We start from the raw sequence: 22,614 nt of genomic DNA on the forward strand, positions 1-22,614 counted from the left end.
CTGGAAATGTGGTATCCGGGTCAGGAAGGGGGCTGGGCAACCGCTGATCTTCTCGCGGGTAAGGCCAATCCCGGAGGGAAACTCCCCATCACCTTTCCCGCCGCCATGAAGGATACGCCTGCGGGAGAATCCGGGCATCCGGAGCGGTCGGTCGGCATCGACCAAAAGGTCATTCAATCCGAAGGCATCTTTGTCGGATATCGCTATTACGACCACAGGAATATCGCGCCGTTGTTCCCGTTCGGACATGGGCTGTCTTATACGAGCTTCGCCTATTCGGATCTGAAGATAAGCCGAACGGACATCGGATTCGACGTTGAGTTCACGCTGCGCAACGTCGGCTCGCGGCTCGGCTCGGAAGTGCCCCAAGTCTATCTGGGGCCTAGCGTCGCAGACATACCGATGCCTCCGAAGGCGCTGGCCGGTTTCGCGCGGATAGAACTTGAGCCGGGCGCGTCTCAAACGGTCCGCATCCATATTCCCGCACGGCAGCTGGCTTACTGGTCGGTTGAACAGCGCAATTGGGTGACGCCTGTCGGCCCACGGGCCGTCTATGTCGGCGGTTCGTCTCGCGACGCCCGCCTGACCGGCGAGCTGAATGGCAAATGATCCCGCAACAAACCTGCCGTGCGGGCTACGGATCGGTGGAAGGGCCCAACCATGAATCGGCGTGAATTTGTGGCGGGCGCGGCGACGATCGCAACCGCAATGTCGACCAGGGCTCTTGCCATCGAGTCCATCGCAAAGGGCGTGAAGATCGGGCTGATCACGAGTTCCCTGAATCCGTTACCGCTTGTTCCGGGCAAGACCGCTGCCGAGGTCGTCATAGATCAATGTTTGCGAATGGGGGTTGGCAACGTCGAATTGGGGTCCCGTTTTTTTGGGCCCGCGGTCAAAGACGTGGTTGCCGGTCGTGCTCCCAAAATCCCCACGCCGGATTATTTGAAGACCCGCGACGAGCAACGCCAATGGTGCCTGTCTCCGGATTCGCTGCGCGAATTTGCCGACGCGAGAGCCAGATTCGAACGGGCCGGAATCAACCTGTTCTCGACCTCAACCACCTTCTTCGACGATTGCACCGACGCCGAAATCGACGCCATGTTCCGTCAGATGCAGGCGCTGGGGATCAAGGTCTTCCAGACCAATCAGACGCGGGTGCCGATGGGGCCCCGGCTGGTTCCCGCGGCTGAGAAGTACGGGATCAGCCCGGCATTCCATCCCCATGCGGCGGTCGACGATCCGAATGAGGTGGCCTCGCCCGAAAGCCTCGCGAAGCTTCTGGCCATCTCTCCGATATTCCGCGTCTGTCTGGACATCGGCCATTTCGTTGCCGGCAATAACGACCCCGTGGCCTATCTGCGAGAACATCACGACAAGATCACCCACATCCATGTGAAGGATCGAAAGCGCGATGGCGGACCGAACGTGGCATGGGGGGAGGGGGACACGCCGATCAGGGAATGCCTTCATCTGATCCGGGATAACCGCTGGCCGATAATCGCACTGGTGGAACGCGAATATAAGGGCTCGGGCACGCCCTATGAGCAGACCAAGGCAGACTTCGATATGATGCGAGAAATGCTCAACGCATAAGCGCTCTTCGCCGGATTTATTCGGCCCGCGCGATCGCCTTCCGGTGCGATAAGCAAAAGGGCTGCCAGCGGGTGCGCAACCGGTTTTCAGGCCCCTCCAACGGAACCGTTCTCCTGGCCCTCCTTCGCCAACCTCGACGGATGTTGCAAAAGACGAGAAAACACCTTGCCCCACAAGTTGTAACATTCCAATAAGTCTTTGTAACGGATGGTGAATCCTATTTGAACCGTAATGTACTCCGCCGAGGCTGAGGGGCCTGTCATTCCTCCCGCAGAAAACTGGGAGGATAGACTTTGCTTACACAATCAACCCGGAGCAGCACCCGGCTGCCCAACGCTAAAATCTGGTCCACGCTGAAATGCGCTGAGAGCAAAAACAGGCGAAGGATCGATCCGATATCGCGGTCTGCACTGGCCGCCGTCCTTGTCTTCGGCGCTGCACCGGCCTTCGCGGAGGCCGATACCTCCGCAAACGAAGTTGTCGTGACCGGTCATAGCCTGGAGGAAACGCTGCCACAGGAGTTGTCGCGCTACGGCAGCGACATGGAGGTCGTGACCGACAAACAGGTCCGCGATGGCGGCTATGTCGATGTCGCCAGCGCGCTCGATCTGGTGCCCGGGCTCTACGTCAAACCGCAGAGCGGACCGTTCAGCTATGTCGATGTGTCGCTGCAGGGCTCCCGCACGCAGGACGTGCTGTGGACGGTCGATGGTATCCGGCTCAACAACCGGCTCTACGGTTCGACTTCGCCGAACGACACGTTGCCGGCGAGCATGATCGAGCGGGTCGAGGTTCTGAAAGGGGGCGAGAGCCTGTTCTACGGAACGCAGGCCAATGCCGGCGTGATCAATATCGTGACGCGCGGCTTCACCGACGATTTCAACGGTCAGGTCAATGGAAGTGTAGACAGCCGGGCCGGGACAAATCTGGACGGCTATGCGCGTGGCAGCATCGGCAACAGCAAGTTCGTGGTCTATGGTTCGCGCAACTATGCGGACGGCTATCGCGCCTATAGCGTCACGCAGCCGAGCGCGACGGATATCGATCGCGGCTATCGCCTCTGGTCCGTGGGCGGAAAATACCAGTATGATTTCTCGTCAGATCTGCGCCTCAACCTGCAATATCAGCACACGCAGGCGAAGCTCGATAACCTCAGCCCGACGCTGGTGAATGAGAGCCGCAACGATCGCAACGAGGAGATCGCAAGCGCGCGCCTGGACTATACCGGCAACGACACCATCCAGTTCTTCCTCAAGGGCTACTTCCACGATTGGAAGACCGCCTACGACCAGATCCTCAATCTGCCGGGGACGACCAGCCCGACCGTGATCTATCCGCCCGGCACCTTCTGGGGCTTCCAGGATTATGGCGGCACCGCGATCGTGAAGCTGCACCTCAACCGCGGGCTCGACTATCTGATCGGCTACGATTTCCAGGCGTTCAACGGCCGCGACGATGTGCTGCTGATCGGGAAGACCAATGAGAAGGTCAACGCGGGCTTCTTTCAGGTTCGCACCACCGACGACATCTCGACCAAGGGGCATCTCGCCGCGGGCGTTCGCTATAACGAGGATGCCGGAACCAAGAAGACCGTCTGGAACGTGACGGGCCGTTACGATTTCAGCGACGCCTTCTATGTCGAAAGCCTAGGGGGCACGTCATTCGTGCTTCCCGACGCCTCGTCCTTGTACGGCATCGATCCCTGCTGCGAGGTTGGCAATCCGAATTTGAAACCGGAGCAGAGCCTCAACATCAACGCGACCGCAGGTGGAAATCTGAAGCTTTCCGGCGCGAGGATCGGCTGGAAGGCGACTTACTTCGCCAGCCGCATCACCGATCTCATCGACGCGGATTACGACAATCCGGCCTATCCGAACGGCATCTACATCAACGTGCCGGAGAAGGTGCAGGTCCACGGTTTCGAGCTGTCGGTCGATGCGGCTTATGCCGACTGGCATGTTGGTGCGAGCTACACCAACACCCGTTCCCACAATCAGGGATCGTCCATCCAGCGCGACCGGACACCCAGGGCATTGGCGAAGGGCTTGATCGGCTACGCGCCCGAAAATCGCCCTTACGGCGCGAATGCATCGATCAGCTGGGTCGGCGATGCTTATTCCTCGCCGTTCGGCTTCGCGCGTCAGAACTACGGCAATTACGCGGTCGTCGATCTGGGCGCCTATCTGTACGTCGACGGCGCCGCGCGCCGTAACCGGTTCGGGATCAATCTCGAAAATGCGTTCGACAAGGACTATGCCACGCGCGGCTACACCTCGGCGCCCCTGGATGATGGCAGCGGCCGGTTCCTCACCTTCAATCGTGGCGTTCCGCGGACGCTTCGCGTGAGCTACGGCCTGGCCTTCTGACCATGCTTCGGTCGATCCTCTTCATCCATCGGTGGCTGGGCGTGGTCATCGGGTTCATCATGACGATCTGGTGCCTGTCCGGCTTCGTCATGATGTATTCCGATTATCCGCGCCTGATGCCGGCCGAGCAGTTGCATGGGCTTTCCCCGCTGACGATGCCGTCGGCGGACGCCCTGAAGAGGATCGACCTCCCGCCGGATACGGCGCTCTGGTCGGCCAAGCTGGAGATGCTCGACCAGCGTCCCGTTCTGCGGATCATACCCGCGATAGACCCCGACAAGCCGCTTTCCGGAATGCGGGCGCTGCCGCGCGTCTACGACCTTGCGACGGGCAAGCCGCTCGCACCGTTATCGGTCGAACAGGTCCGTCATGTCGGGGCTCTCTTTGCGAAGCGGCTCGGGATCGCGGGCGCCCCGGTCGCGGTTACCCCGATCAAAGTCGATCAATGGACAGTGCAGGTTTCCCGCAACCAGCCGCTTTATCGCATCGACTTCGACGACAGCGCGCGGTCGACCATCTACGTCGCCGGAAGCACCGGCGAGGTGGTTCAGCAGACCACCGGCCGCGAGCGTTTCTGGGGATGGCTGGGGTCGGTTCCCCACTGGCTGTATCCGACCATCCTCCGCGCCAACGGACCGCTCTGGGACCAGGTCGTCGTCTGGACCTCGCTGACCGGCTGCTTCCTGACCGTGACCGGCTTGTTCGTCGGCGTCATGCGCCTGCGCCGCGATCGCGCAGGCAAGCTCGGCTCGCCTTACGGTGGCATCTGGTGGTGGCACCACATGTTCGGGTTGTTCTTCGGCGTCCTGACGCTGACCTGGGTCGCGAGCGGACTCTTCTCGATGAACCCTTGGGGCTTCCTCGATAGCACGGCAGGTTTCGCCGAGCGCAATCGGTTGGCGGGTCATACGGATTGGGCCGATGTGCGCGCGGCGCTTTCCGCTTTGCCTTCAGCCCCGGCCGGAGCCGTGCGTCTGGAAACAGCCCCGCTCGGTGGCGCGATCTATATCGCGGCCACTACTGGCGACGGACGCGTGACTCGCCTTGATTATCAGGGGCGAGTGACACCGCTCGATGAGGCGACGTTGCGCAAGGCGCTGGCGAATGGACCGGCTATACGTTCGCTGACCCTGCTGCGGGATGAAGACAGCTATTACTATAGCCATCGCTATCTAGCGAAGCTGCCTGTCTGGCGTGGCATCCTCGCTGACGAGCAGCGGACGCGGCTTTATATCGATCCAAGCTCGGGAATCCCGATCCAGGTGATCGATCGCGGCGGTCGCAACTATCGCTGGCTGATGCAGGGCCTCCACGACCTCGACCTACCGGTGCTGCGCTCCCGTCCGCTGTGGGACATTATTGTGCTCCCGCTTTTGACTATGGTGACAGCGGTTTGTGCGACGGGGACCTGGATGGGGTTCCGCAAAGTGAAGCGCGATTTCCTGCGTGCGCGACGCAGATCTTTTCGCCTTTTTTCCAAGCTCAAAATCGGATCGTAACGCATCCTCCCATCCGCGCTGACGAGGCTACGCTCTCAAATCCTTCGACGACCCCAGGCATACGTGCGACGTGATGCTGCTGACCTGGGTCAGCGTGCCTAACGTTTCCGAGTGGAAGCTTTTGTAGGCCGTCAGATCGGGCACCTCGACCCGCAGCAGATATTCGATCGAGCCGGTGACGTTGTGGCACTCGCGCACTTCCGGCGCGGCGGCCATCGCCTGCTCGAAGGCCTGCGCGTCGCGCTGCAATTGACCCGACAGGCCGACCATCACGAACACGGTCAGGCCGGTGCCGAGTTGGCCCCGATCGAGGACGGCCCGGTAGCCTTTGATGATCCCCTCGGCCTCAAGGCCCTGAACGCGGCGGAGGCAGGCGGAGGGCGAAAGGCCGACGCGTTCGGCGAGCTGCAGATTGCTGATTCGTCCATCCGCCTCAAGCTGCTGCAATATCTTTGCGTCGATAGCGTCCATCATAGTCGATGATTGTGAAACGAGCCCACAGGCGCGTCAATACGCAAGCTCATTCGGCAAAGAATCGAATAAGATTGCGTCAGGACAATCGAGAGGACCGGATCATGAGCCTGGCGAACCTGGCCACCTACGGCATGAGCGCGGAGCGGGGATTCCTGTGCGAATTCGATGCCGATAAAGTGGAATTGCGGGGCGCGCTGGCGGAGGTGAGTGGTGTCGCGATGCGGCTTCCCGAGATCTTGCCGACCGGTGCGGTTCGCGCGGTGCTGGAGGCACTGCCTGTCCTCCATCCGGAGAGCATCGCGGCGCTGAACGAGGCGCAGGCCCGGGTAATGATGGTCCATTATTCCTTCCTCGTGCAATCCTACATCTGGGGTGCGCACGAGCCGGTGTCGTTCCTGCCGGCGTCGCTGGCGGTGCCGATCGTGGCGCTGGCGGATCGGCTGGGGCAGCAGCCCTTGCTGCAATATAGCGGCTACGTGCTCGACAATTGGGCGATGCTCGATCCGGCGAAGGGCGTTTCGCTCGACAATATCACCATGATCCAGAAGTTCGCGGGGGGGATGGACGAAGCCTGGTTCGTGCTGGTCCATGTCGCGATCGAAGCCGCGGCCGGCGAGGCGCTGGCGCTATTCGGCCCGCTGATCGCGGCGGCGGAAAGTGGTGATGCGGAGACCGCGCGGAGCCATCTGGAGCGGATCGTGACGACCTGGACCGGGATCCACGCGATCTTCGGCCGCATGCCGGAGCAATGCGATCCCTACGTCTATTTCCAGCGGGTCCGGCCCTATATCCACGGATGGAAGGACAATCCGGCGCTGGGCGACGGCGTCGTCTACCAGGGGATCGCGCGCTTTGGCGGCATGCCCCAGGCGTTCCGGGGACAGACCGGGTCGCAATCCTCGATCGTGCCGTCGATGGACGCGCTGCTGGGCGTCGGCCACGCGGCCGATCCGCTGCGGGCCTATCTCGACGAACTGCACATCTATCGCCCGCCCGCGCACCGCCGTTTCATCGACGACGTGCGCGCGCAGAGCAGGTTACGCGCGTTCGTGGCGCGGGAGGGCCATCGAGGGCTCACCGAAGCCTATAACGGCGCGGTCCAAGCGGTCGCCGACTTCCGGACGCTGCATCTGGAATATGCGGCCAGCTATATCCACAAGCAGGGACGGGGTTCGGCCGGAAACGACACTGACATCGGGACGGGCGGCACGCCGTTCATGCGCTATCTGAAAAAGCATCGCGACGAGACGAGCGCCAACCTGCTGCATGTTTAAGGCACCGAGCGTTCCCGCATGAAATCCACGACCGGCAGCGCTTCCCAGGCGTGGTCGCGGTCGAACCAGGTGGCGTTTTCCCAGTTCACCGGCCCGCCCGCCGATTTGGTGCAGGAGGACGGGATCCAGTCGGGCGCCCAATAGACGACGCCGCGTCCGCCGGCCTTCAGCACGACGCGGGTGACGTCCTTCATATAGGCGGCCTGGCCTTGTGGCGTTGCCGGGTAAGCGGGATCGATCGAATCCTCGCCGAGCAGGTTGTTGGCGCCGGGCGTGGCCTTGACGGTGTAGGGGTAGGCGGTCTCGACCAGGACGACGTCCTTGCCATAGGCCTTGCTGAGCCGCGCGATCGTATCGCCGAGGCCGGACATCGGCTCCTTCGACCATTTCTTGTAATAGCTGAGCCCGATCACGTCGTAATCGGTGACGCCCGCTTTGGCCGCGGCGGCGAACCAGGGCTCGGCATTTTCGGGCTGCGCGATGTGCAGCATGATGCGGATCGGCTTGTGCGCGGCGGCGGCGGATTCACGCACGGCGCGTAAGCCCGCGTTGATCAGGGCGGCGTTGCGCGTCCAGTCGATCTCGACGCGGGTGCCGCTGAATAGCTCGTGGTTGATCTCGTTGCCGACCTGGACGAGCTCGGGCGTCAGACCCGCCGCCGCCAGCGTGTCGAGCACGTACCGCGTATAATCGTGAAGCGCCTTGGCCTGCGCGGCGGTGTCGAGCCCGGCCCAGGCGGCGGGCGGATATTGCTTGTCGCCGTCGGCCCAATCGTCCGAATAATGGAAGTCGAGCAGCACCTGCAGCCCGGCGGCCTTCGCGCGGCGGATGCTGCGCTCGACGTCGGCGAGATTGCTGTAGTGTGTGCGGGTCGGGTTGTTCCAGATGCGGATGCGGGCGAGGTTGCCGCCCTTGCGCTTGATCAGCGCGAACGGATCGACCGATTTCCCGCCGAGCCGAAATTGCGCGCCGCAATCCTGCATCTCGTTGGCGAAGGACAGGTCCGCGCCGAAATAGAGCGGGTGCTGCGCCGGCGCCGATGCGGCGAGCGACAGCAAGGCAAGCGTGGCGGTGATCCGTTTCATGAGGGCAGTCCCAGCAAAGTTACGGCGTCGCCGCGCAGACCGGACGCGGCCGCGCTGACGCGGAGCGGGCCGATCTGGCCGTCCGACTGGACGATCGCCTGCATCAGGCCGTGGAAGGCCGGGCGTGTCGGCACGTGATCGGGGATCGTGCAGGTCGGGTCGCCATTGCCGGTCCCGAGCAGGCGCAGGCCATTGCCCAACGCGATCGTCACGCTGTCGGCGGCGTCGGGCACGGTCCGGCCGGCTCGATCGACGATGCGCGCGGTCAGCATCGCGAGGTCGCGCCCGTCGGCGGCAATGCGCAGGCGGTCGGCCGAAAGCACGATCGCGGCGGCGGGGCCGGTGGTCTCGCGCCGGTCGCGTGCGACGCGGCGGCCTTTGCTGTAGGCGATCGCCTCGATCCGGCCCGGGGCATAGGGCACGCTCCACGCGATATGGCCGCTGCGCTCCATCGGCCGGCGGCCGGCGCTGCGGCCGTTCACCAGCAATTCGACCTCGTCGCAATTGGCATAGGCCCAGACCTCGATCGGCTGGCCTTCGCGGCCCGGCCAGGTCCAGTGCGGCAGCAGATGGACCTGCGGCTCGGCCGGCCGCCACCAGGCGCGGTAATAATAGAAATTGTCCTTGGGGAAGCCGCACAGATCGAGCACGCCGAACGCGCTCGAGACGCTCGGCCATTGCGGATAGGGTGTCGGCTCGCCGCGATAATCGAAGCCGGTCCAGATGAAGCCGCCCGCGATATAAGGGTGCGCGTCGGCGATCTTCCACCATTCCTCGGCAGTGGTCGCCCACCACGGATGTTCGGTATCGTAGGCGCGGATGACGTGGGTCGCGGGATCGTTGGCATAAGCGCCGCGCGTCGCGACCGTGCTCGCGGTCTCGGTGCCGATGATCGGCTGATCCGGGAATTTGGCGTGGTATGCCGGGATCTGATCGGTGCGGTAATTGAAGCCGATCACGTCGATCACGCGCGACGCGCCGGTGCCGAAGCCATTATCGATCGCCTGGGTGATCGGGCGCGTCGGATCCAGCGTCAGGATGTGGCGCCGCATCTCGGCCGAGATGCGCGCACCGCGCGGCGAGCCCTGATGCGGCTCCTCGTTGCCGACCGACCACAGGATGATGCACGGATGATTGCGGTCGCGCCGCACCAGGCGGGTGAGCTCGTCCATGCCCTCCGCGCTGGTGCTGTTGATGCGTGCCTCGTCGATCATCAGCATGCCCTTGGCATCGCAGATATCGAGCAGCGCCTGCGACGGCGGATTGTGCGCCGAGCGCCAGGCGTTCGAGCCCATCGCCTGCAATTGCTCGACCCGCCATGCGTTGAGCCGATCGGGGATGGCGGTGCCGACGCCGGCATGATCCTGATGGTTGCACGTGCCGAGCAGTTTGACCGGCTTGCCGTTGAGGAAGAAGCCGCGCTCGGCATCGAAGCGGATCGTGCGAATGCCGAATTTGGTCTCGACCCGGTCGACCACCGTCCCGCCGACGAGCACGTCCGTGACGCAGCGATAGAGGTTCGGGGTTTCGATCGACCAAAGCTGCGGCGCCGCAATGCGCGCCTCCGCGACCCCGGTTCCGGTCGCGTGGCCCGCGACCGTGACGAGCGGCGTCGCGGCTTCGGCGACCATCGTCCCGGATGGGCCGATCAGGCGGTGATAAAGCGTGACCGGCGCGCGTTCGTCCTGCGCCGATGTCGCCTCGGCCTCGATCCGGATCAAGGCGCCGCCGGCATCGACCTCGCTGTGCACGAATATGCCCCATTGGGGGACATGGACCGGCCCGGTCTTCACCAGCCAGACGTTGCGATAGATGCCCGCGCCTTCGTAGAACCAGCCTTCGCCCAATGAGGCATCGACCCGCAGCGCCAATTGGTTGGGCGCGTCAGGGTTGAGGAAATCGGTGATATCGACGCCGAACGGCGCATAGCCGCTGGCATTTTCGGCGACCTGATAGCCGTTCACGAAGATGCGCGCGTCGCGGAATACGCCGTCGAATTCGATCCGGACGCGGCGATCCTTGTCGGCGGCGTCGATCGGCAGCGTCAGCCGATACCAGCCGACGCTGTTTTGCGGGAAATCGCGGCCGATCGCCTTGAAACCGTGCGCGGCGGCGGCGTCGGCGCGATCCGCCGGCAGTGGGGTTGCGGGTTGCGCGTAGGGCAAATCGGTCGCCCAATCGTGCGGCACGCGCACCTCGGCCCAATCCTTGTCGTCATAGGCTGCGAGCGTCGCGGGGGAGGTCACGCCGGCCTTGGCGAAGGTGCGCTGATCGCGCCCGAACTGGAAATCGCGTTCCGGATCCCCCGCATGGCCGAGATGGAAGCGCCAGCCCCGGTCGAGCAGCAGGCGTTCGCGTGGGGACGGGGTATCGGGTGTTGCTGCAACCGCCTTGCCGGCCGCGAGCAAGGCGGCGCCGGCGGTGAGGGCAAAAGTCTCGCGGCGATTGAGCGTCGTCATATCCTGCCTTCGTGCCGTGCTTGCCTTGGAGGGGCCGACGAAGCGATCGCCGGCCCCCGTGGCCATATCCTCAGAAGCGGACCGAAATATCCGCGAGATAGGACCGCCCGTACAGCTGATAGCCGCCGTCATTGGCCAGATCCTGGACATTGTTGTCCGAGGTGAAGCGCGCGCGTTCGTTGGTCAGGTTGCGCGCCTGGAAGCGCAGCCCGATCGCCTTGGTGAGCTGGTAGGACACGCTCGCGTCGATCGTCTTTTCCGCCGCCAGCCGCTTGAGCACAGTGCCGACCCAGGTCGGCGCGACGGTGAAGGGCGAGTGATATTTGAACGCGACCCGCGCCTCGAACCCGCCCTGGTTGTAATAGGTATCGAACTCGGCGGTGTTCTTGGCGACGCCGACCATCGGATAAGGATCGCTGGCCGGGGCGAATTCGTGGACGTTCGATTCCACCCGCGCATAATTGGTATAGATGCCGAGGTTGCTGAGCGGCCCCGGCAGGAAGGACAGTCGCGACTGGAAGGTGATTTCGGCGCCGCCGAGATCGCCGCCCTTGCCGTTGTTGACGCCGCTGATGATGTAGCTGGTGCCGTTGATATTCTGGGTCGCGCTGCTCGCGCCGATGAACGTGTCGAGATGCTTGTAATAGAGCGCGACCGCGAACAGCGCCTCGGGCGCGAAGTAGTTTTCGTAGGACAGGTCGATCTGCTTGGCCTTGTAGGGCTTCAGGAACGGATTGCCGCCGCCGCCGGTGTTGGGCTGGCCCGCGACGATCGGGTTGAGCACGAAGCCCGTGACCAGGGCCTCAAGTGGCGGTCGTGAGATGCCGATGCTGGCGCCGACGCGCAGCTGCTGGTTTTCGGTCAGATGCGCGGTCAGGTTCAGCGACGGCAGATATTCGGTATAGCTGTTGGTGACCGAGATCGGCGAGATCACGCCGCTGCCGTCCTGCTGATAACCGCTGCTGTGGGTGCGGACATGTTCGACGCGGATGCCGATCGATCCGTTGATCGGTAGGCTGCCGCTGCTTTCGAAGGCGAGCTTGCCATAGCCCTCGGCGGTCTTCTCGCCGACCGACGTATGCTGCAGCAGCTGCTCCGAACCCGCCGGCACCGATGCGTCGGGATAGACCAGCGGGAAGATCTTGCTGAAATCGCCGTAGATTACGGGCGGGGCGGTGAAGCCCTTGGCGTCGAACAGTTCAAGCCCGGTATTGGCAAGGCTGACACTGTGCGCCGACGCATCGCAGATGCCGCTCGTGGTCGAGCCGGCGCACAGATTATACTGATAATCCTTGTGGCGCTTGAGGCGGTCGGACAGGCGCCCGCCGAACTCGACCGATTTGAAGAAGCCGCCGTTGAGATCGTGCTTCAGGCTGGCGGTGGCGGCCGAGATGCGGTCGTGCGTAGTTTCGGGCCCGGCGCTCTGGCCGTCGCGGCCGTTGAAGCTGGGATCGGTGCTCGGCGTCGCCGCCTGCGTGCTGAGATCGTCGAAACCGTTGCCGGTCAGGGTCGCCGACGGCGTCTGGCCGTCGCGGATGTCGTAGGTCAGGCTGGTGGCATATTTGGTCTCGAGATAGATGGCGCGCCAATTGTTGCGGCGCTTCGCCTGCGAGTGCGACAGGTCGACAATCGCGGTCCAGCCGTCCTTTTCCCACTTGGCGTTGAGGCCCGCCACGATCAGCTGGTGGGTTTCCTTGTAGCGCGCGATCTCGCTCTGATAATTGGGGAAGCTGTTGAGCAAAGTCGCGGCGACGACCGAGTTGTTGACGATGTCGTACGTGTTGCCGGGCGCGTTGTAGACGCCGGCGTTGCCGTTGCTCCAATTGCCGAGGATGTTGTTGCCGTACCAGCTCTGCAGGCCGTCCTCGGCGATCGTGTATTTCGAATAGAGCGAGTCGACGTTGAGCGTCAGCGCGTCGGTCGGTTTCCAGCCGAGATTGGCGACATAGGCTTGCCGATCCTGCTGGGTTTCCTTGACCTCGGTCACCAGGCCGTAATTGGTATTGTCGGGCTTGCCGTCGCCGTTGAGATCGCCGGGCTGGCCGGTGTCGGGCGTGTTCCACGAGAAGGTGCGGAAGTCGGTCGATCCGTTCTTCTCGCGCTGGACGCTGGCGCCGAGCGCGATCGCCAGCGTGTCGGTCAGGTGGTGGATATAGCCGATACTGCCGCGATAGCCCCACGGGCTGAAATGCGGGAGCGACTTGCCGCTTTCATTGTAGGTCGGGCCGCCGCGGATGCTGAGCGCGGGGCCGCTATAATCGAGCGGGGTGAGCGTGCGGATGTCGATCGTGGCGGCGATGCCGCCCGGGACGAGGGCCGCGTCCTGCGTCTTGTAGACCTGCGCGCCCGATAGCACTTCCGACGGATAGACTTCCCAGCGCACGTCCTGCGACGGCTCGGACGAGGCGACCTCGCGGCCGTTGACCAGCCCGAACACGAAGCGCGGGCCGAGGCCACGCACCGACGCCTGGCTGGCATTGCCGCGATCGCGCGTGGTGTTGATGCCGGGCAGGCGGTTCAGTTCCTCCGCGATCGTCACGTCGGGAAGCTGGCCGATATCCTTGGTCGAGATGACGTCGCTGATCAGATCGCTGCTGCGCTTGATCGCGAGCGCATTGCGCAGGCTGGCGCGGACGCCGGTGACGATCACGTCCTCTGCGCTCGTCGCGTCGGCGGATGCCGCGATCGAGGGCTGATCGGCGCTCTGCGCGGCGGCGGTGCCGCCGAGCATGGTGGTCAGGCTCAGCCCGCTGACGCCGGCCAGCAGGACGCAATTCACGATTCGCATTCAGATCTCCCCTCGTTTCCCGCGTTCTCTCTTTGGAGAATCGAAAACAATTTATCATACAAATAGACAAAGGTGTCAATCCGGCACAATCGCAACATAAATTATTATATATCAGATACTTATGTAGGACTGCCGACCTGCAAGGATCGGCAGCGGTTTTTTTGTCTGACATTTGCGAGATGTGTGTCGATGCGAGGGAACGCCGCTACCTCTGGCGCTCGCTTGGGCCTTCAGGCCCGGTTCAATGCGACGGCGGGCCGGCAACTTCATGTGGAAGGGCGGCGACAGGCTCAGATAGAAAGCATTGCCCTGCAGCCGGTTGGTGCAAGCGCGGCGTTCCGGGCATGGCTGTTCGAGGAGGTCGGCGCGGCCGGCTGACGGTGCGAAAGCAACAAGGGTGGATCGACAAACGCCCCGCCCGTCGGGGGGGGTGGCGGGCGGGGCGCTCGTACGAAATCGTCGGCCTGATGGCGCGATTTCAGGGTAATAACCCAATGCTATGTTGTTAGTTCCCAAGTTATTGATTTTAATTCCATTAAAACCATTATGGTTGTTTAATGAGATGGCCTGATCGCCGCGCCGATATCAAATATATCGGGCGATCATGGTCGCCGATTACCTGTTGGATATAGGCTTTCATCGTCGCGAGCGCGGCCGCCTGCTGGCGCTAGCCGCGGAATGGGCGACGCCCGGCGGTGGGGAACTGGCCTTACGCCGCCGGACGTCTGTTGGTTGCGATAGCGGAACGAACGTTAAGATTTCGTCGACGGCGAGGTCGGTCTGCCAGCCCGCTTATCGGCCCCAGGTTGCGAACAGCGCGATCGCCGCCGCGGCCATAACCAGGGTCGATATCCAACCGACCAGTTTCAGGCCGGCGTGCAGTTTGAAGTCGCCCATCACCGCCTTGTTGCTCGCCAACAGCATCATCAGCACCATCACCGGCGCCGCGACCACGCCGTTGACCACCGCGCTCCAGAACAGCGCCTTGATCGGATCGATGGTGCTGAAATTGAGCAGCACGCCGATCAACGTCGCCACCGCGATGCAGCCGTAAAAGGCCTTGGCGCGGTTGGGCTTGCGCGCGAGGCCGACGTGCCAGCCGAAGGTTTCGCCGAGCGCGTAGGCGGACGATCCGGCGAGCACCGGCAGCGCGAGCAGGCCGGTGCCGATGATGCCGAGCGCGAACACGAAGAAGGCGAAACGCCCGGCGATCGGGCGCAGCGCCTCCGCCGCCTGCGCGGACGTCTGGATATCGGTCACGCCATGTGCGTTGAGCGTCGCGGCGGTGGTCAGGATGATGAACAAGGCGACCGCGTTGGACAGCCCCATGCCGACATAGGTGTCGATGCGGATCCGCTCGAATTCGGCCGGCGCCTGCTCGGGCGCGCGCTCGAGCGGCCTGGCCCTGGGCCGTTCCTTGATCTCCTCGACCTCCTCCTCGGCCTGCCAGAAGAAGAGGTAGGGGCTGATCGTGGTGCCGAGGATCGCGACCACCGCGGTCAGATAGGCCGCCGACCAGGTGATGCGCGGCACGATCAGGCTATGGCCGACCAGCCTCCATGGGACGTGGACGACGAGCGCGACCGCGACATAGGCGAACAGCGACACGGTCAGCCATTTGAGCACCGAGACGTAGCGCGAATAACGCGAGAATGTCTCGAGCAGCACGGTGGCCAGGCCGAACCCGGCGACATAGAGCAAATCGGGCCCGCCGATCAGCAATTGCAGGCCCGCGCCCATCGCGCCGAGATCGGCGCCGAGATTGATGATGTTGGCGACCACCACCAGCAGCACGACCGCATAGCCGATGCCGCGTGGATAATGGTGCTTGAGGTTGCCGGCGATGCCGCGCCCGGTCACCCGGCCGATGCGCGCGCTGATCTCCTGGATCGCGCACATCAGCGGCCAGCTGAACAGCATCACCCAGCTCAGGCCGTAGCCGAATTGCGCGCCGACCTGGGAGTAAGTGGCGATGCCGCTGGGATCGTCGTCGGACGCGCCGGTGATCAGGCCGGGGCCGAGCACCTGCAGCAGCTTGGGCCGCTCCGGCTGTTTGACGGCTTCGGGCGGGTTCGGCGTCGCTGCGTCCATGGGCCATCCGTTGCGAACGCGCTGGTCCGCGCTGCGGGCGAGCCTACACGCTTTCCGGCTGATATCGATAGAGTCTGCGGCGTTGGCGCCCGATCAGCGTCCGCTCACCCGCCACACCGCATTGGCGAGATCGTCCGCCACCAGAATCGCGCCCTGATTGTCGGTAGCGAGCCCGACCGGCCGTCCATGCGCGGTATTGCCGCCGGTGAGGAAGCCGGTCAGCACGTCGATCGGCTTGCCCGCCGGGCGGCCGTTCGCGAACGGAACGTAGATTACCTTGTAGCCGTTCATCGGATCGCGATCCCAGCTGCCATGCTCGCCGACGAACGCGCCGCCCTGATATTGGGGCGGGAGGGCGGCACCGGTCGAGAAGGCCATGCCCAGGGGAGCGACGTGGCTGCTGAGCCCATAATCGGGTACGATCGCCTTGGCGACGAGGTCCGGCCGCTGCGGCCGCACACGCGCATCCACATGCTGGCCCCAATAGGAATAAGGCCAGCCATAGAAGCCGCCATCCTGCACCGAGGTCATGTAATCGGGGACGAGGTTGGGGCCGATCTCGTCGCGCTCGTTGACGGCGATCCACAATTTCCTGGTGACGGGCTCGATCGCCAGGCCATTGGGATTGCGCGTGCCGGTGGCGAACAGGCGGTGCGCGCCGGTCGCGCGATCCACTTCCCATACGCTGGCGCGATCGAGTTCGGCCGGGAAGCCATTCTCGGTGATGTTGCTGTTCGATCCGATGCCGACATACAATTTGGTGCCGTCGGGCCCGGCGACCAGGCTCTTGGTCCAGTGATGGTCGATCGGGCCGCCGGGCAGATCGGTCAGCTTGGTGCCGGGATCGGTCATCCTGGTCTGGCCGGTCGTGTACGGATAGCGGACGATCGCGTCGGTATTGGCGATATAGAGATCGCCGCCGATCAGCGTCATGCCGAACGGCGAATGCAGCTTCTCCAGGAAGACGAAGCGCTGGTCGGCGACGCCGTCGCCATTGGTGTCGCGCAGCAGGATGATGTCGTTGGGTGCCTTGGGCCCGGTCTTGGCCATGTTCTTGACCACGCCCATCACATAATCCTTGGGCCGGTTGACCGGCGGCTTGGGGCCGTCGCTCTCCGCCACCAGCACGTCGCCATTGGGCAGCACATAGACCGAGCGCGGATGCGCCAGGCCTGTGGCGAAGGGCTGCACCTTCAGGCCCGGCCCCGGCGTGGGCAGCTCGCCGGGCTTGAACGGCACCGGCGACGCGATCTTCATCGGCGGGAGCAGATATTGCGCCGGCTCCGGCAAAGGCGGATTAGCGCCATATTGGCTTTCCGGGCCGGCGATCTGCTTGTGGCATCCGGCGAGCGCGAGCGCGGGCAGGACAACGCCGAGAATCAGGAAAGGCCGTGTGCGCATCGTCGCTCTCCGTTCGACCCGGGTCATGCCGACACCCGTTGGCGCGCGGTCGCCAGGTTTAGCAGCCACGTTATCGCGAGCACGATCACGGTCGCGATCGACAGCGTCAGGCCGGTCGGCACGACCGAAGTGTAGGCATCGCGGCTGTGGACGAAGGCGTTGAACAGACCGAGGATCAGCGCGATCGCATAGCCCACGCGCAGCACCATCGTCGGCCAGCGGCCCTGCGCGAACGCCTGGACCAGCCCGATCAGCACGAACAGGCCCGCCGCGAGCAGCCCGATCGTCAGCAGCCAGATAGAGAAGCTTTCCCACATCATCTGCGCGGAACGGACATAGGCGATGTCCGTGATCAATGTGACGATGAAGCACGCCGCCGGGAAGGTCATCAGCCCGGGGAAGAGCGGACGGCGCCGGCCGTCGGTCGAGCGAATTGGCATAGTCAGGCCCCACTGCAGATCTGCGTACGCAGCCACGCGCGGGCGTATACGCGCGGGCGCGCTCAATGTTCCGCGGATTTTCGGGCGTGATCCCGGCGCGCCGGCTCAGGCCTCGGCGATCATCGCGATCGACACTTTCAGGCCGGGAATGCGGACCGGCAATTTGGCGCCCTGACGCGCGGGCGGATCGGTGGGAAACCACTTCACCCATTCCTCGCTGGCCAAGGGGAAGTCGTCATCCTCCGCTACGATCAGGGTGGCGCTGACGGCCTTTTGCAGGCTGCTGCCCGCCGCTTCGAGGATCGCGGAGATGTTGCGCAGGCATTGCGCGACCTGCGCCTGGACCGGCCCTTCGACGATCTTGCCCGTGATCGGATCTATGGGCGCGGTGCCCGAGACGAAGATCAGCCCGGCGGCCTTGACCGCCTGACTATAAGCGGGCGGCGCGGCGGGCGCGTTGGGCGTGGCGATGATCGTGCGGGACATGGCGGGTTCCTGATCGAAGGCGCGGATAAGCAGATTGAGCCTAGGCGGTGTGCAGCGTGCGGCCGAACAAGGCCAGCATCCAGCCGACCGCCTGCAGGAACAGCGCCGGATCGTAACGCGGGCCTTCGTCGCGCAGGAAGGCATGCTGCGCGTTGACCTCATGCCATTCGTAATGCGCGCCGACGTCTTCCAGCCGCGCGCGGATCGCCTCGCGGCCAACGAAGGGGACGTGCGGATCCTGGCGGCCCCAGACGAACATCGTCTCGGCCTTGAGTTCGTCCATGCGGGCGAGGCTGTTGTCGCTGCGGCCTTCGCCGAGCGTGCCGGAATGGATATCGGTCGCATAGAAGCAGGCGGCGGCCGAAACCCCTGGGTTGAGCGCGGCGCGGTAGGCGAGATGGCCACCGAGGCACACGCCCATGGTCGCGAGCTTGCCGGTGCAGGCGGGATGCGCGGCGAGGAAGGCGAGGCCGGCTTTGGAATCCGCATCGTACGCCGCGACCGGCTTGGCGAATTTCAGTTCGTTGCCGCGATCGGTGCCGGGCTGGTCATAGGCCAGCACCGTGCCGGCGGGCTCATATTCGTGATAGACTTCGGGCACGCCAACGACATAGCCCTGACCCGCGACCAAGGCCGCCAGCCGCCGGATCGGGGCGGTCACCTGATAGATTTCGGAAAAGAACAGGACGCCCGGGAAGCGGCCCTCGACTGCCGGCCGGAACAGATGGACCCGCATCGTGCCGAGGCCAGGGACGGGGACGTCTTGGATTTCGTCGCTGCGGATGATCATCGTGTCCAAGGCTCCAATTGGTTCGCCGTCCCATGCCGCGCGGCGACTATTGTGCAAAGCATCTACAATCCAAGACCAACCCGCGGCCATTATGCAAAACATATAAAGGAAGCCCGCGGCTCGTCTCGCATCCCTACGCGCGGCACGCCTAATGGCTGACCCTCGACCTTAACCCGCGAGGACATGGTGCAAGACATTTACTGGATCGCGATGATGCTCGGACTGGTGGCGGCAACGCTCGCTTATGTCCGGCTGTGCGACAATGCGTGAGGGATCAGACATATGACCCTCGATCTCTGGCTCGCCGCGATCACCGCGCTTGGGCTCCTCCTTTACCTCGTGGCCGTGCTCGTCCGGCCCGAGCGCTTTTGACGGGAGCGTCATCATGACATTCCAGGGCTGGATCCTGATCCTCGTCTTTTTCGCCATCATCATCGCCATCGCCAAGCCGATGGGGATGTGGCTGTTCGCGCTCTACGAAGGCCGCCGCACGCCGCTGCATCGCGTGCTCGGCCCGGTCGAGCGCGGCTTCTATCGCCTGTCGGGCATCGACCCGAACGAGGAGATGAGCTGGCACCGTTATGCGGTGCACATGCTGATCTTCAACTTCGTGCTGGTCTTGTTCACCTACGCGATATTGCGGCTGCAGGCGTTCCTGCCGTTGAACACGCCGGGCATGGCCAACATCACGCCCGATGGTGCCGCCAACGTCGCGGTCAGCTTTACCACCAACACCAATTGGCAATGGTATTCGGGCGAGGCGGCGATGTCGAACCTCAGCCAGATGCTGGGTCTGACGATCCACAATTTCACCTCCGCCGCGACCGGTATCGCGCTGGCCTTTGCCTTCTTCCGTGGTTTCGCGCGGCGGCAGGTGTCGACGCTCGGCAATTTCTGGGCGGATGCGACGCGCATCACGCTCTATCTGCTGCTGCCGATCTCGATCGTCTATGCGCTCTATCTGCTGTGGAGCGGCGTGCCGCAGACTTTGACCCAGCAGGTCACCGCCACCACGCTCGAAGGCGCGAAGCAGGTGATCGCGCTCGGCCCGATCGCATCCCAGGAAGCGATCAAGATGCTCGGCACCAACGGTGGCGGCTTCCTGAACGCCAACTCGGCGCACCCGTTCGAGAATCCGACGGCCGTCACGGACCTCGTCCAGATATTGTCGATCTTTTCGATCGGCGTTGGCCTGACCTGGTGCTTCGGCAAGGCGGTCGGCAACGTGCGGCAAGGCTGGGCGATCCTGTCGGCGATGCTGATCATGGTCCTGGCGGGTGTGATCGTCTGCTATTGGCAGGAAGCGGCAGGCAATCCGATGCTGCATCAGCTCGGCCTCGCCGGCAGCAATATGGAGGGCAAGGAGGTCCGCTTCGGGACCGCCGCCTCCGCTTTGTTCGCGGTGGTGACGACGGCCGCCTCGTGCGGCGCGGTCAACGCCATGCATGACAGCTTCACCGCGCTCGGCGGGCTCGTGCCCCTATTCAATATCGAACTCGGCGAAATCGTCGTCGGCGGCGTCGGCTCGGGCATTTACGGCTTCCTGCTGTTCGCCATCCTCGCGGTGTTCGTCGCGGGGCTGATGGTCGGCCGCACGCCCGAATATGTCGGCAAGAAGATCGAAGGGCGTGAGGTCAAGCTCGCGGTGCTGGCGATCGCGGTGCTGCCGCTCGCCATCCTCGGCGGTACGGCGATCGCGACCGTGACGACCGCTGGCCTGGCGGGGCCGCTCAACAAGGGTCCGCACGGCTTCTCGGAGATCCTCTACGCCTTCACCAGCGCGGTCGGAAATAACGGCTCGGCCTTCGCCGGCCTCAGCGCGGGCACGCCCTTCTACAATGGCGCGCTGGCGGTGTGCATGTGGGTCGGCCGCTTCTTCATGATCGTACCGATGCTTGCCATTGCGGGCAGCCTCGCGGCCAAGAAGCACACCCCCGAGAGCGCCGGCTCATTCCCGACCACCGGCGGTCTCTGGGTTGGCCTCCTGATCGGCGTGATCCTGATCATGGGCGGCCTCACCTTCCTGCCAAGCCTGGCGCTTGGTCCCATCGCCGATCATCTCGCGATGATCGGCGGACATCTCTCCTGACATTAGGAAGCGCGCAAATGGCTCGCACCGCTAACAAGTCCCTGTTCACCGCCGATCTGTTGCTGCCGGCGGTAGGGCAATCCTTCGTCAAGCTCGATCCGCGCCAATTGGTGCGCAACCCGGTGATGTTCGTCACCGCCTGCGTCGCCTTGCTGCTGACCGTGCTGCTGGCCGTCGGCCACGACAATCTGACGCTCGGCTTCAAGCTCCAGCTCGTCGTCTGGCTGTGGCTGACCGTATTGTTCGGCACCTTCGCCGAGGCGTTGGCCGAAGGCCGCGGCAAGGCGCAGGCGGCAAGTCTGCGTGCGACCAAAGCCGAGCTCACCGCCAAGCGGATCAAGGGCAAGGCGATCGAGGACGTACCGGCCAGCGCACTGCGCATGGACGACGTCGTCCTGGTCCGCACCGGCGAGCTGATCCCGTCGGACGGTGAGGTCGTGGAAGGCGTCGCCTCGGTCAACGAAGCCGCGATCACCGGCGAAAGCGCGCCCGTGATCCGCGAGGCCGGCGGCGACCGCTCGGCGGTGACGGCGGGCACGCGGGTCATCTCGGACGAGATCAAGGTCCGCGTCACGGTCAATCCCGGCCAGGGCTTCCTCGACCGCATGATCGCGCTGGTCGAAGGCGCCGAACGGCAGAAGACGCCCAACGAGATCGCACTCACGATCCTGCTCGTCGGCCTGACGATCATCTTCCTGATCGCGGTCGCGACCATCCCGAGCTTCGCCTCCTATGCGGGTGGCGCGATCCCGGTGACCGTGCTGGCGGCTTTGCTGATCACGCTCATCCCGACCACCATCGCGGCGCTTCTGTCCGCGATCGGCATCGCCGGCATGGATCGGCTGGTGCGCTTCAACGTGCTCGCCAAATCGGGCCGCGCGGTCGAGGCGGCGGGCGACATTGACGTGCTGCTGCTCGACAAGACCGGCACGATCACGATCGGCGACCGTCAGGCGAGCGAATTCCGTCCCGTGGGCGGGGTCAAGATCGCCGAACTGGCCGAAGCGGCTTTGCTCGCCAGTCTCGCCGACGAAACGCCCGAGGGCCGTTCGGTCGTCGTGCTGGCGCGCGAGAAGTTCAACGTCCGTATCCTGACCTTGCCGGAAGGATCGGAGATCATCCCCTTCACCGCGCAGACGCGCATCTCGGGCGTGAAGTTCGGATCCACCCTGATCCAGAAGGGCGCGGTCGATTCGATCCTCAAGGCCAATCCCGGCACCGGCGACAGCGCCGCCGCGACCGAATTGCGCCGCGCCACCGACGAGATCGCCCGTGCCGGCATGACTCCGCTTGGCGTTTCCAAGGACGGGCGCCTGCTCGGCGTGATCGCGCTCAAGGACGTGGTCAAGGCGGGTATCCGCGAACGCTTCGGCGAATTGCGCAAGATGGGCATCCGCACGGTGATGATCACCGGCGACAATCCGCTCACCGCCGCCGCGATCGCGGCCGAGGCCGGGGTCGACGATTTCCTCGCCCAGGCGACGCCCGAGGACAAGCTCGCGCTGATCCGGACCGAACAGCAGGGCGGCAAGCTCGTCGCGATGTGCGGCGACGGCACCAACGACGCGCCCGCTTTGGCCCAGGCCGATGTCGGCGTGGCGATGAACACCGGCACGCAAGCGGCGCGCGAGGCTGGCAACATGGTCGATCTCGACAGCGACCCGACCAAGCTGATCGAGGTCGTGGGTCTCGGCAAGCAGTTGCTGATGACGCGCGGTGCGCTCACCACGTTCTCGGTGGCCAACGACGTCGCGAAATATTTCGCGATCATCCCCGCGA

Annotated in this window: 17 protein-coding genes; 8 read left to right on the forward strand and 9 right to left on the reverse strand. The window is 64.2% G+C overall.

The window, feature by feature from the left end; genetic code table 11:
* From VK533_RS10350 to VK533_RS10365, 4 genes are all read left to right on the forward strand, one after another.
* On the forward strand, nucleotides 1-609 hold a 609-nt coding region (locus VK533_RS10350; protein WP_324377126.1), incomplete at its 5' end, for a fibronectin type III-like domain-contianing protein.
* 51 nt (nucleotides 610-660) lie between these two features.
* Nucleotides 661-1,593 (forward strand): sugar phosphate isomerase/epimerase family protein, encoded by a 933-nt coding sequence (locus VK533_RS10355; RefSeq protein ID WP_324377128.1) that lies wholly within the window; start codon nucleotides 661-663, stop codon nucleotides 1,591-1,593.
* A gap of 482 nt (nucleotides 1,594-2,075) precedes the next feature.
* The gene (locus VK533_RS10360; RefSeq protein WP_324377130.1) at nucleotides 2,076-3,959 is read left to right on the forward strand and encodes a TonB-dependent receptor plug domain-containing protein; all 1,884 of its coding nucleotides are present in this window, start codon (nucleotides 2,076-2,078) and stop codon (nucleotides 3,957-3,959) included.
* 2 nt (nucleotides 3,960-3,961) lie between these two features.
* Nucleotides 3,962-5,458, forward strand: a complete 1,497-nt coding sequence (locus VK533_RS10365; RefSeq protein ID WP_324377132.1) for a PepSY domain-containing protein — start codon at nucleotides 3,962-3,964, stop codon at nucleotides 5,456-5,458.
* A gap of 27 nt (nucleotides 5,459-5,485) precedes the next feature.
* On the opposite strand, the gene VK533_RS10370 is transcribed toward VK533_RS10365, so the two are convergent.
* Nucleotides 5,486-5,932, reverse strand: coding sequence for an Lrp/AsnC family transcriptional regulator (locus VK533_RS10370; protein ID WP_324377134.1), 447 nt, complete (start codon nucleotides 5,930-5,932; stop codon nucleotides 5,486-5,488).
* Between the two features lie 101 nt (nucleotides 5,933-6,033).
* Here VK533_RS10370 and VK533_RS10375 point away from each other — a divergent pair, with 101 nt between their 5' ends.
* The gene (locus VK533_RS10375; protein WP_324377136.1) at nucleotides 6,034-7,206 is read left to right on the forward strand and encodes an indoleamine 2,3-dioxygenase; all 1,173 of its coding nucleotides are present in this window, start codon (nucleotides 6,034-6,036) and stop codon (nucleotides 7,204-7,206) included.
* On the opposite strand, the gene VK533_RS10380 is transcribed toward VK533_RS10375, so the two are convergent.
* The 8 genes from VK533_RS10380 to VK533_RS10415 form a co-directional block, all read right to left on the reverse strand.
* A complete protein-coding gene (locus VK533_RS10380) occupies nucleotides 7,203-8,291 on the reverse strand; it encodes a glycoside hydrolase family 53 protein (protein WP_324377137.1) in 1,089 nt (362 codons plus the stop codon). The genes VK533_RS10375 and VK533_RS10380 overlap by 4 nt on opposite strands.
* Nucleotides 8,288-10,750, reverse strand: a complete 2,463-nt coding sequence (gene galA / locus VK533_RS10385; protein WP_324377139.1) for a beta-galactosidase GalA — start codon at nucleotides 10,748-10,750, stop codon at nucleotides 8,288-8,290. The genes VK533_RS10380 and galA overlap by 4 nt, the downstream gene beginning before the upstream one ends.
* A gap of 70 nt (nucleotides 10,751-10,820) precedes the next feature.
* Nucleotides 10,821-13,538: a TonB-dependent receptor gene (locus tag VK533_RS10390; RefSeq protein ID WP_324377141.1), complete on the reverse strand. Its 2,718-nt coding sequence runs from the start codon at nucleotides 13,536-13,538 to the stop codon at nucleotides 10,821-10,823.
* Between the two features lie 792 nt (nucleotides 13,539-14,330).
* Nucleotides 14,331-15,629 carry a divalent metal cation transporter gene (locus VK533_RS10395; protein ID WP_324377142.1) on the reverse strand — a complete coding sequence of 433 codons (1,299 nt, stop codon included), beginning with the start codon at nucleotides 15,627-15,629 and terminating at the stop codon, nucleotides 14,331-14,333.
* Between the two features lie 93 nt (nucleotides 15,630-15,722).
* A complete protein-coding gene (locus VK533_RS10400) occupies nucleotides 15,723-17,030 on the reverse strand; it encodes a sorbosone dehydrogenase family protein (protein WP_324377144.1) in 1,308 nt (435 codons plus the stop codon).
* 23 nt (nucleotides 17,031-17,053) lie between these two features.
* Nucleotides 17,054-17,470: a DUF2231 domain-containing protein gene (locus VK533_RS10405; protein WP_324377146.1), complete on the reverse strand. Its 417-nt coding sequence runs from the start codon at nucleotides 17,468-17,470 to the stop codon at nucleotides 17,054-17,056.
* Between the two features lie 105 nt (nucleotides 17,471-17,575).
* Complete coding sequence (locus tag VK533_RS10410; protein WP_324377148.1) at nucleotides 17,576-17,956, reverse strand: RidA family protein; 381 nt, start codon at nucleotides 17,954-17,956, stop codon at nucleotides 17,576-17,578.
* Nucleotides 17,957-17,996: 40 nt separating this feature from the next.
* Nucleotides 17,997-18,746: a dienelactone hydrolase family protein gene (locus VK533_RS10415; RefSeq protein WP_324377157.1), complete on the reverse strand. Its 750-nt coding sequence runs from the start codon at nucleotides 18,744-18,746 to the stop codon at nucleotides 17,997-17,999.
* Between the two features lie 282 nt (nucleotides 18,747-19,028).
* Between VK533_RS10415 and kdpF the strand changes: the two genes are divergently transcribed.
* The 3 genes from kdpF to kdpB all read left to right on the forward strand — a co-directional run.
* The gene (kdpF, locus tag VK533_RS10420) at nucleotides 19,029-19,118 is read left to right on the forward strand and encodes a K(+)-transporting ATPase subunit F (protein ID WP_037492487.1); all 90 of its coding nucleotides are present in this window, start codon (nucleotides 19,029-19,031) and stop codon (nucleotides 19,116-19,118) included.
* Nucleotides 19,119-19,131: 13 nt separating this feature from the next.
* Nucleotides 19,132-20,835 carry a potassium-transporting ATPase subunit KdpA gene (kdpA, locus tag VK533_RS10425; protein WP_324377153.1) on the forward strand — a complete coding sequence of 568 codons (1,704 nt, stop codon included), beginning with the start codon at nucleotides 19,132-19,134 and terminating at the stop codon, nucleotides 20,833-20,835.
* Nucleotides 20,836-20,852: 17 nt separating this feature from the next.
* A partial coding sequence (gene kdpB / locus VK533_RS10430) for a potassium-transporting ATPase subunit KdpB (RefSeq protein ID WP_324377155.1) occupies nucleotides 20,853-22,614 on the forward strand: 1,762 nt, incomplete at its 3' end.

The sequence above is a fragment of the Sphingomonas sp. genome (assembly GCF_035317925.1).
Lineage (GTDB): Bacteria > Pseudomonadota > Alphaproteobacteria > Sphingomonadales > Sphingomonadaceae > Sphingomonas_I.

What these genes read in the sequence shown, in the direction of transcription:
- VK533_RS10410 (WP_324377148.1), bottom strand. Translation starts at nt 17,956, where the DNA reads ATGTCCCGCACGATCATCGCCACGCCCAACGCGCCCGCCGCGCCGCCC.
- VK533_RS10415 (WP_324377157.1), bottom strand. Translation starts at nt 18,746, where the DNA reads ATGATCATCCGCAGCGACGAAATCCAAGACGTCCCCGTCCCTGGCCTC.
- VK533_RS10370 (WP_324377134.1), bottom strand. Translation starts at nt 5,932, where the DNA reads ATGATGGACGCTATCGACGCAAAGATATTGCAGCAGCTTGAGGCGGAT.
- VK533_RS10395 (WP_324377142.1), bottom strand. Translation starts at nt 15,629, where the DNA reads ATGGACGCAGCGACGCCGAACCCGCCCGAAGCCGTCAAACAGCCGGAG.
- VK533_RS10405 (WP_324377146.1), bottom strand. Translation starts at nt 17,470, where the DNA reads ATGCCAATTCGCTCGACCGACGGCCGGCGCCGTCCGCTCTTCCCCGGG.
- VK533_RS10375 (WP_324377136.1), top strand. Translation starts at nt 6,034, where the DNA reads ATGAGCCTGGCGAACCTGGCCACCTACGGCATGAGCGCGGAGCGGGGA.
- kdpA (WP_324377153.1), top strand. Translation starts at nt 19,132, where the DNA reads ATGACATTCCAGGGCTGGATCCTGATCCTCGTCTTTTTCGCCATCATC.
- VK533_RS10400 (WP_324377144.1), bottom strand. Translation starts at nt 17,030, where the DNA reads ATGCGCACACGGCCTTTCCTGATTCTCGGCGTTGTCCTGCCCGCGCTC.
- VK533_RS10380 (WP_324377137.1), bottom strand. Translation starts at nt 8,291, where the DNA reads ATGAAACGGATCACCGCCACGCTTGCCTTGCTGTCGCTCGCCGCATCG.
- kdpF (WP_037492487.1), top strand. Translation starts at nt 19,029, where the DNA reads ATGACCCTCGATCTCTGGCTCGCCGCGATCACCGCGCTTGGGCTCCTC.
- VK533_RS10355 (WP_324377128.1), top strand. Translation starts at nt 661, where the DNA reads ATGAATCGGCGTGAATTTGTGGCGGGCGCGGCGACGATCGCAACCGCA.
- VK533_RS10365 (WP_324377132.1), top strand. Translation starts at nt 3,962, where the DNA reads ATGCTTCGGTCGATCCTCTTCATCCATCGGTGGCTGGGCGTGGTCATC.
- VK533_RS10390 (WP_324377141.1), bottom strand. Translation starts at nt 13,538, where the DNA reads ATGCGAATCGTGAATTGCGTCCTGCTGGCCGGCGTCAGCGGGCTGAGC.
- galA (WP_324377139.1), bottom strand. Translation starts at nt 10,750, where the DNA reads ATGACGACGCTCAATCGCCGCGAGACTTTTGCCCTCACCGCCGGCGCC.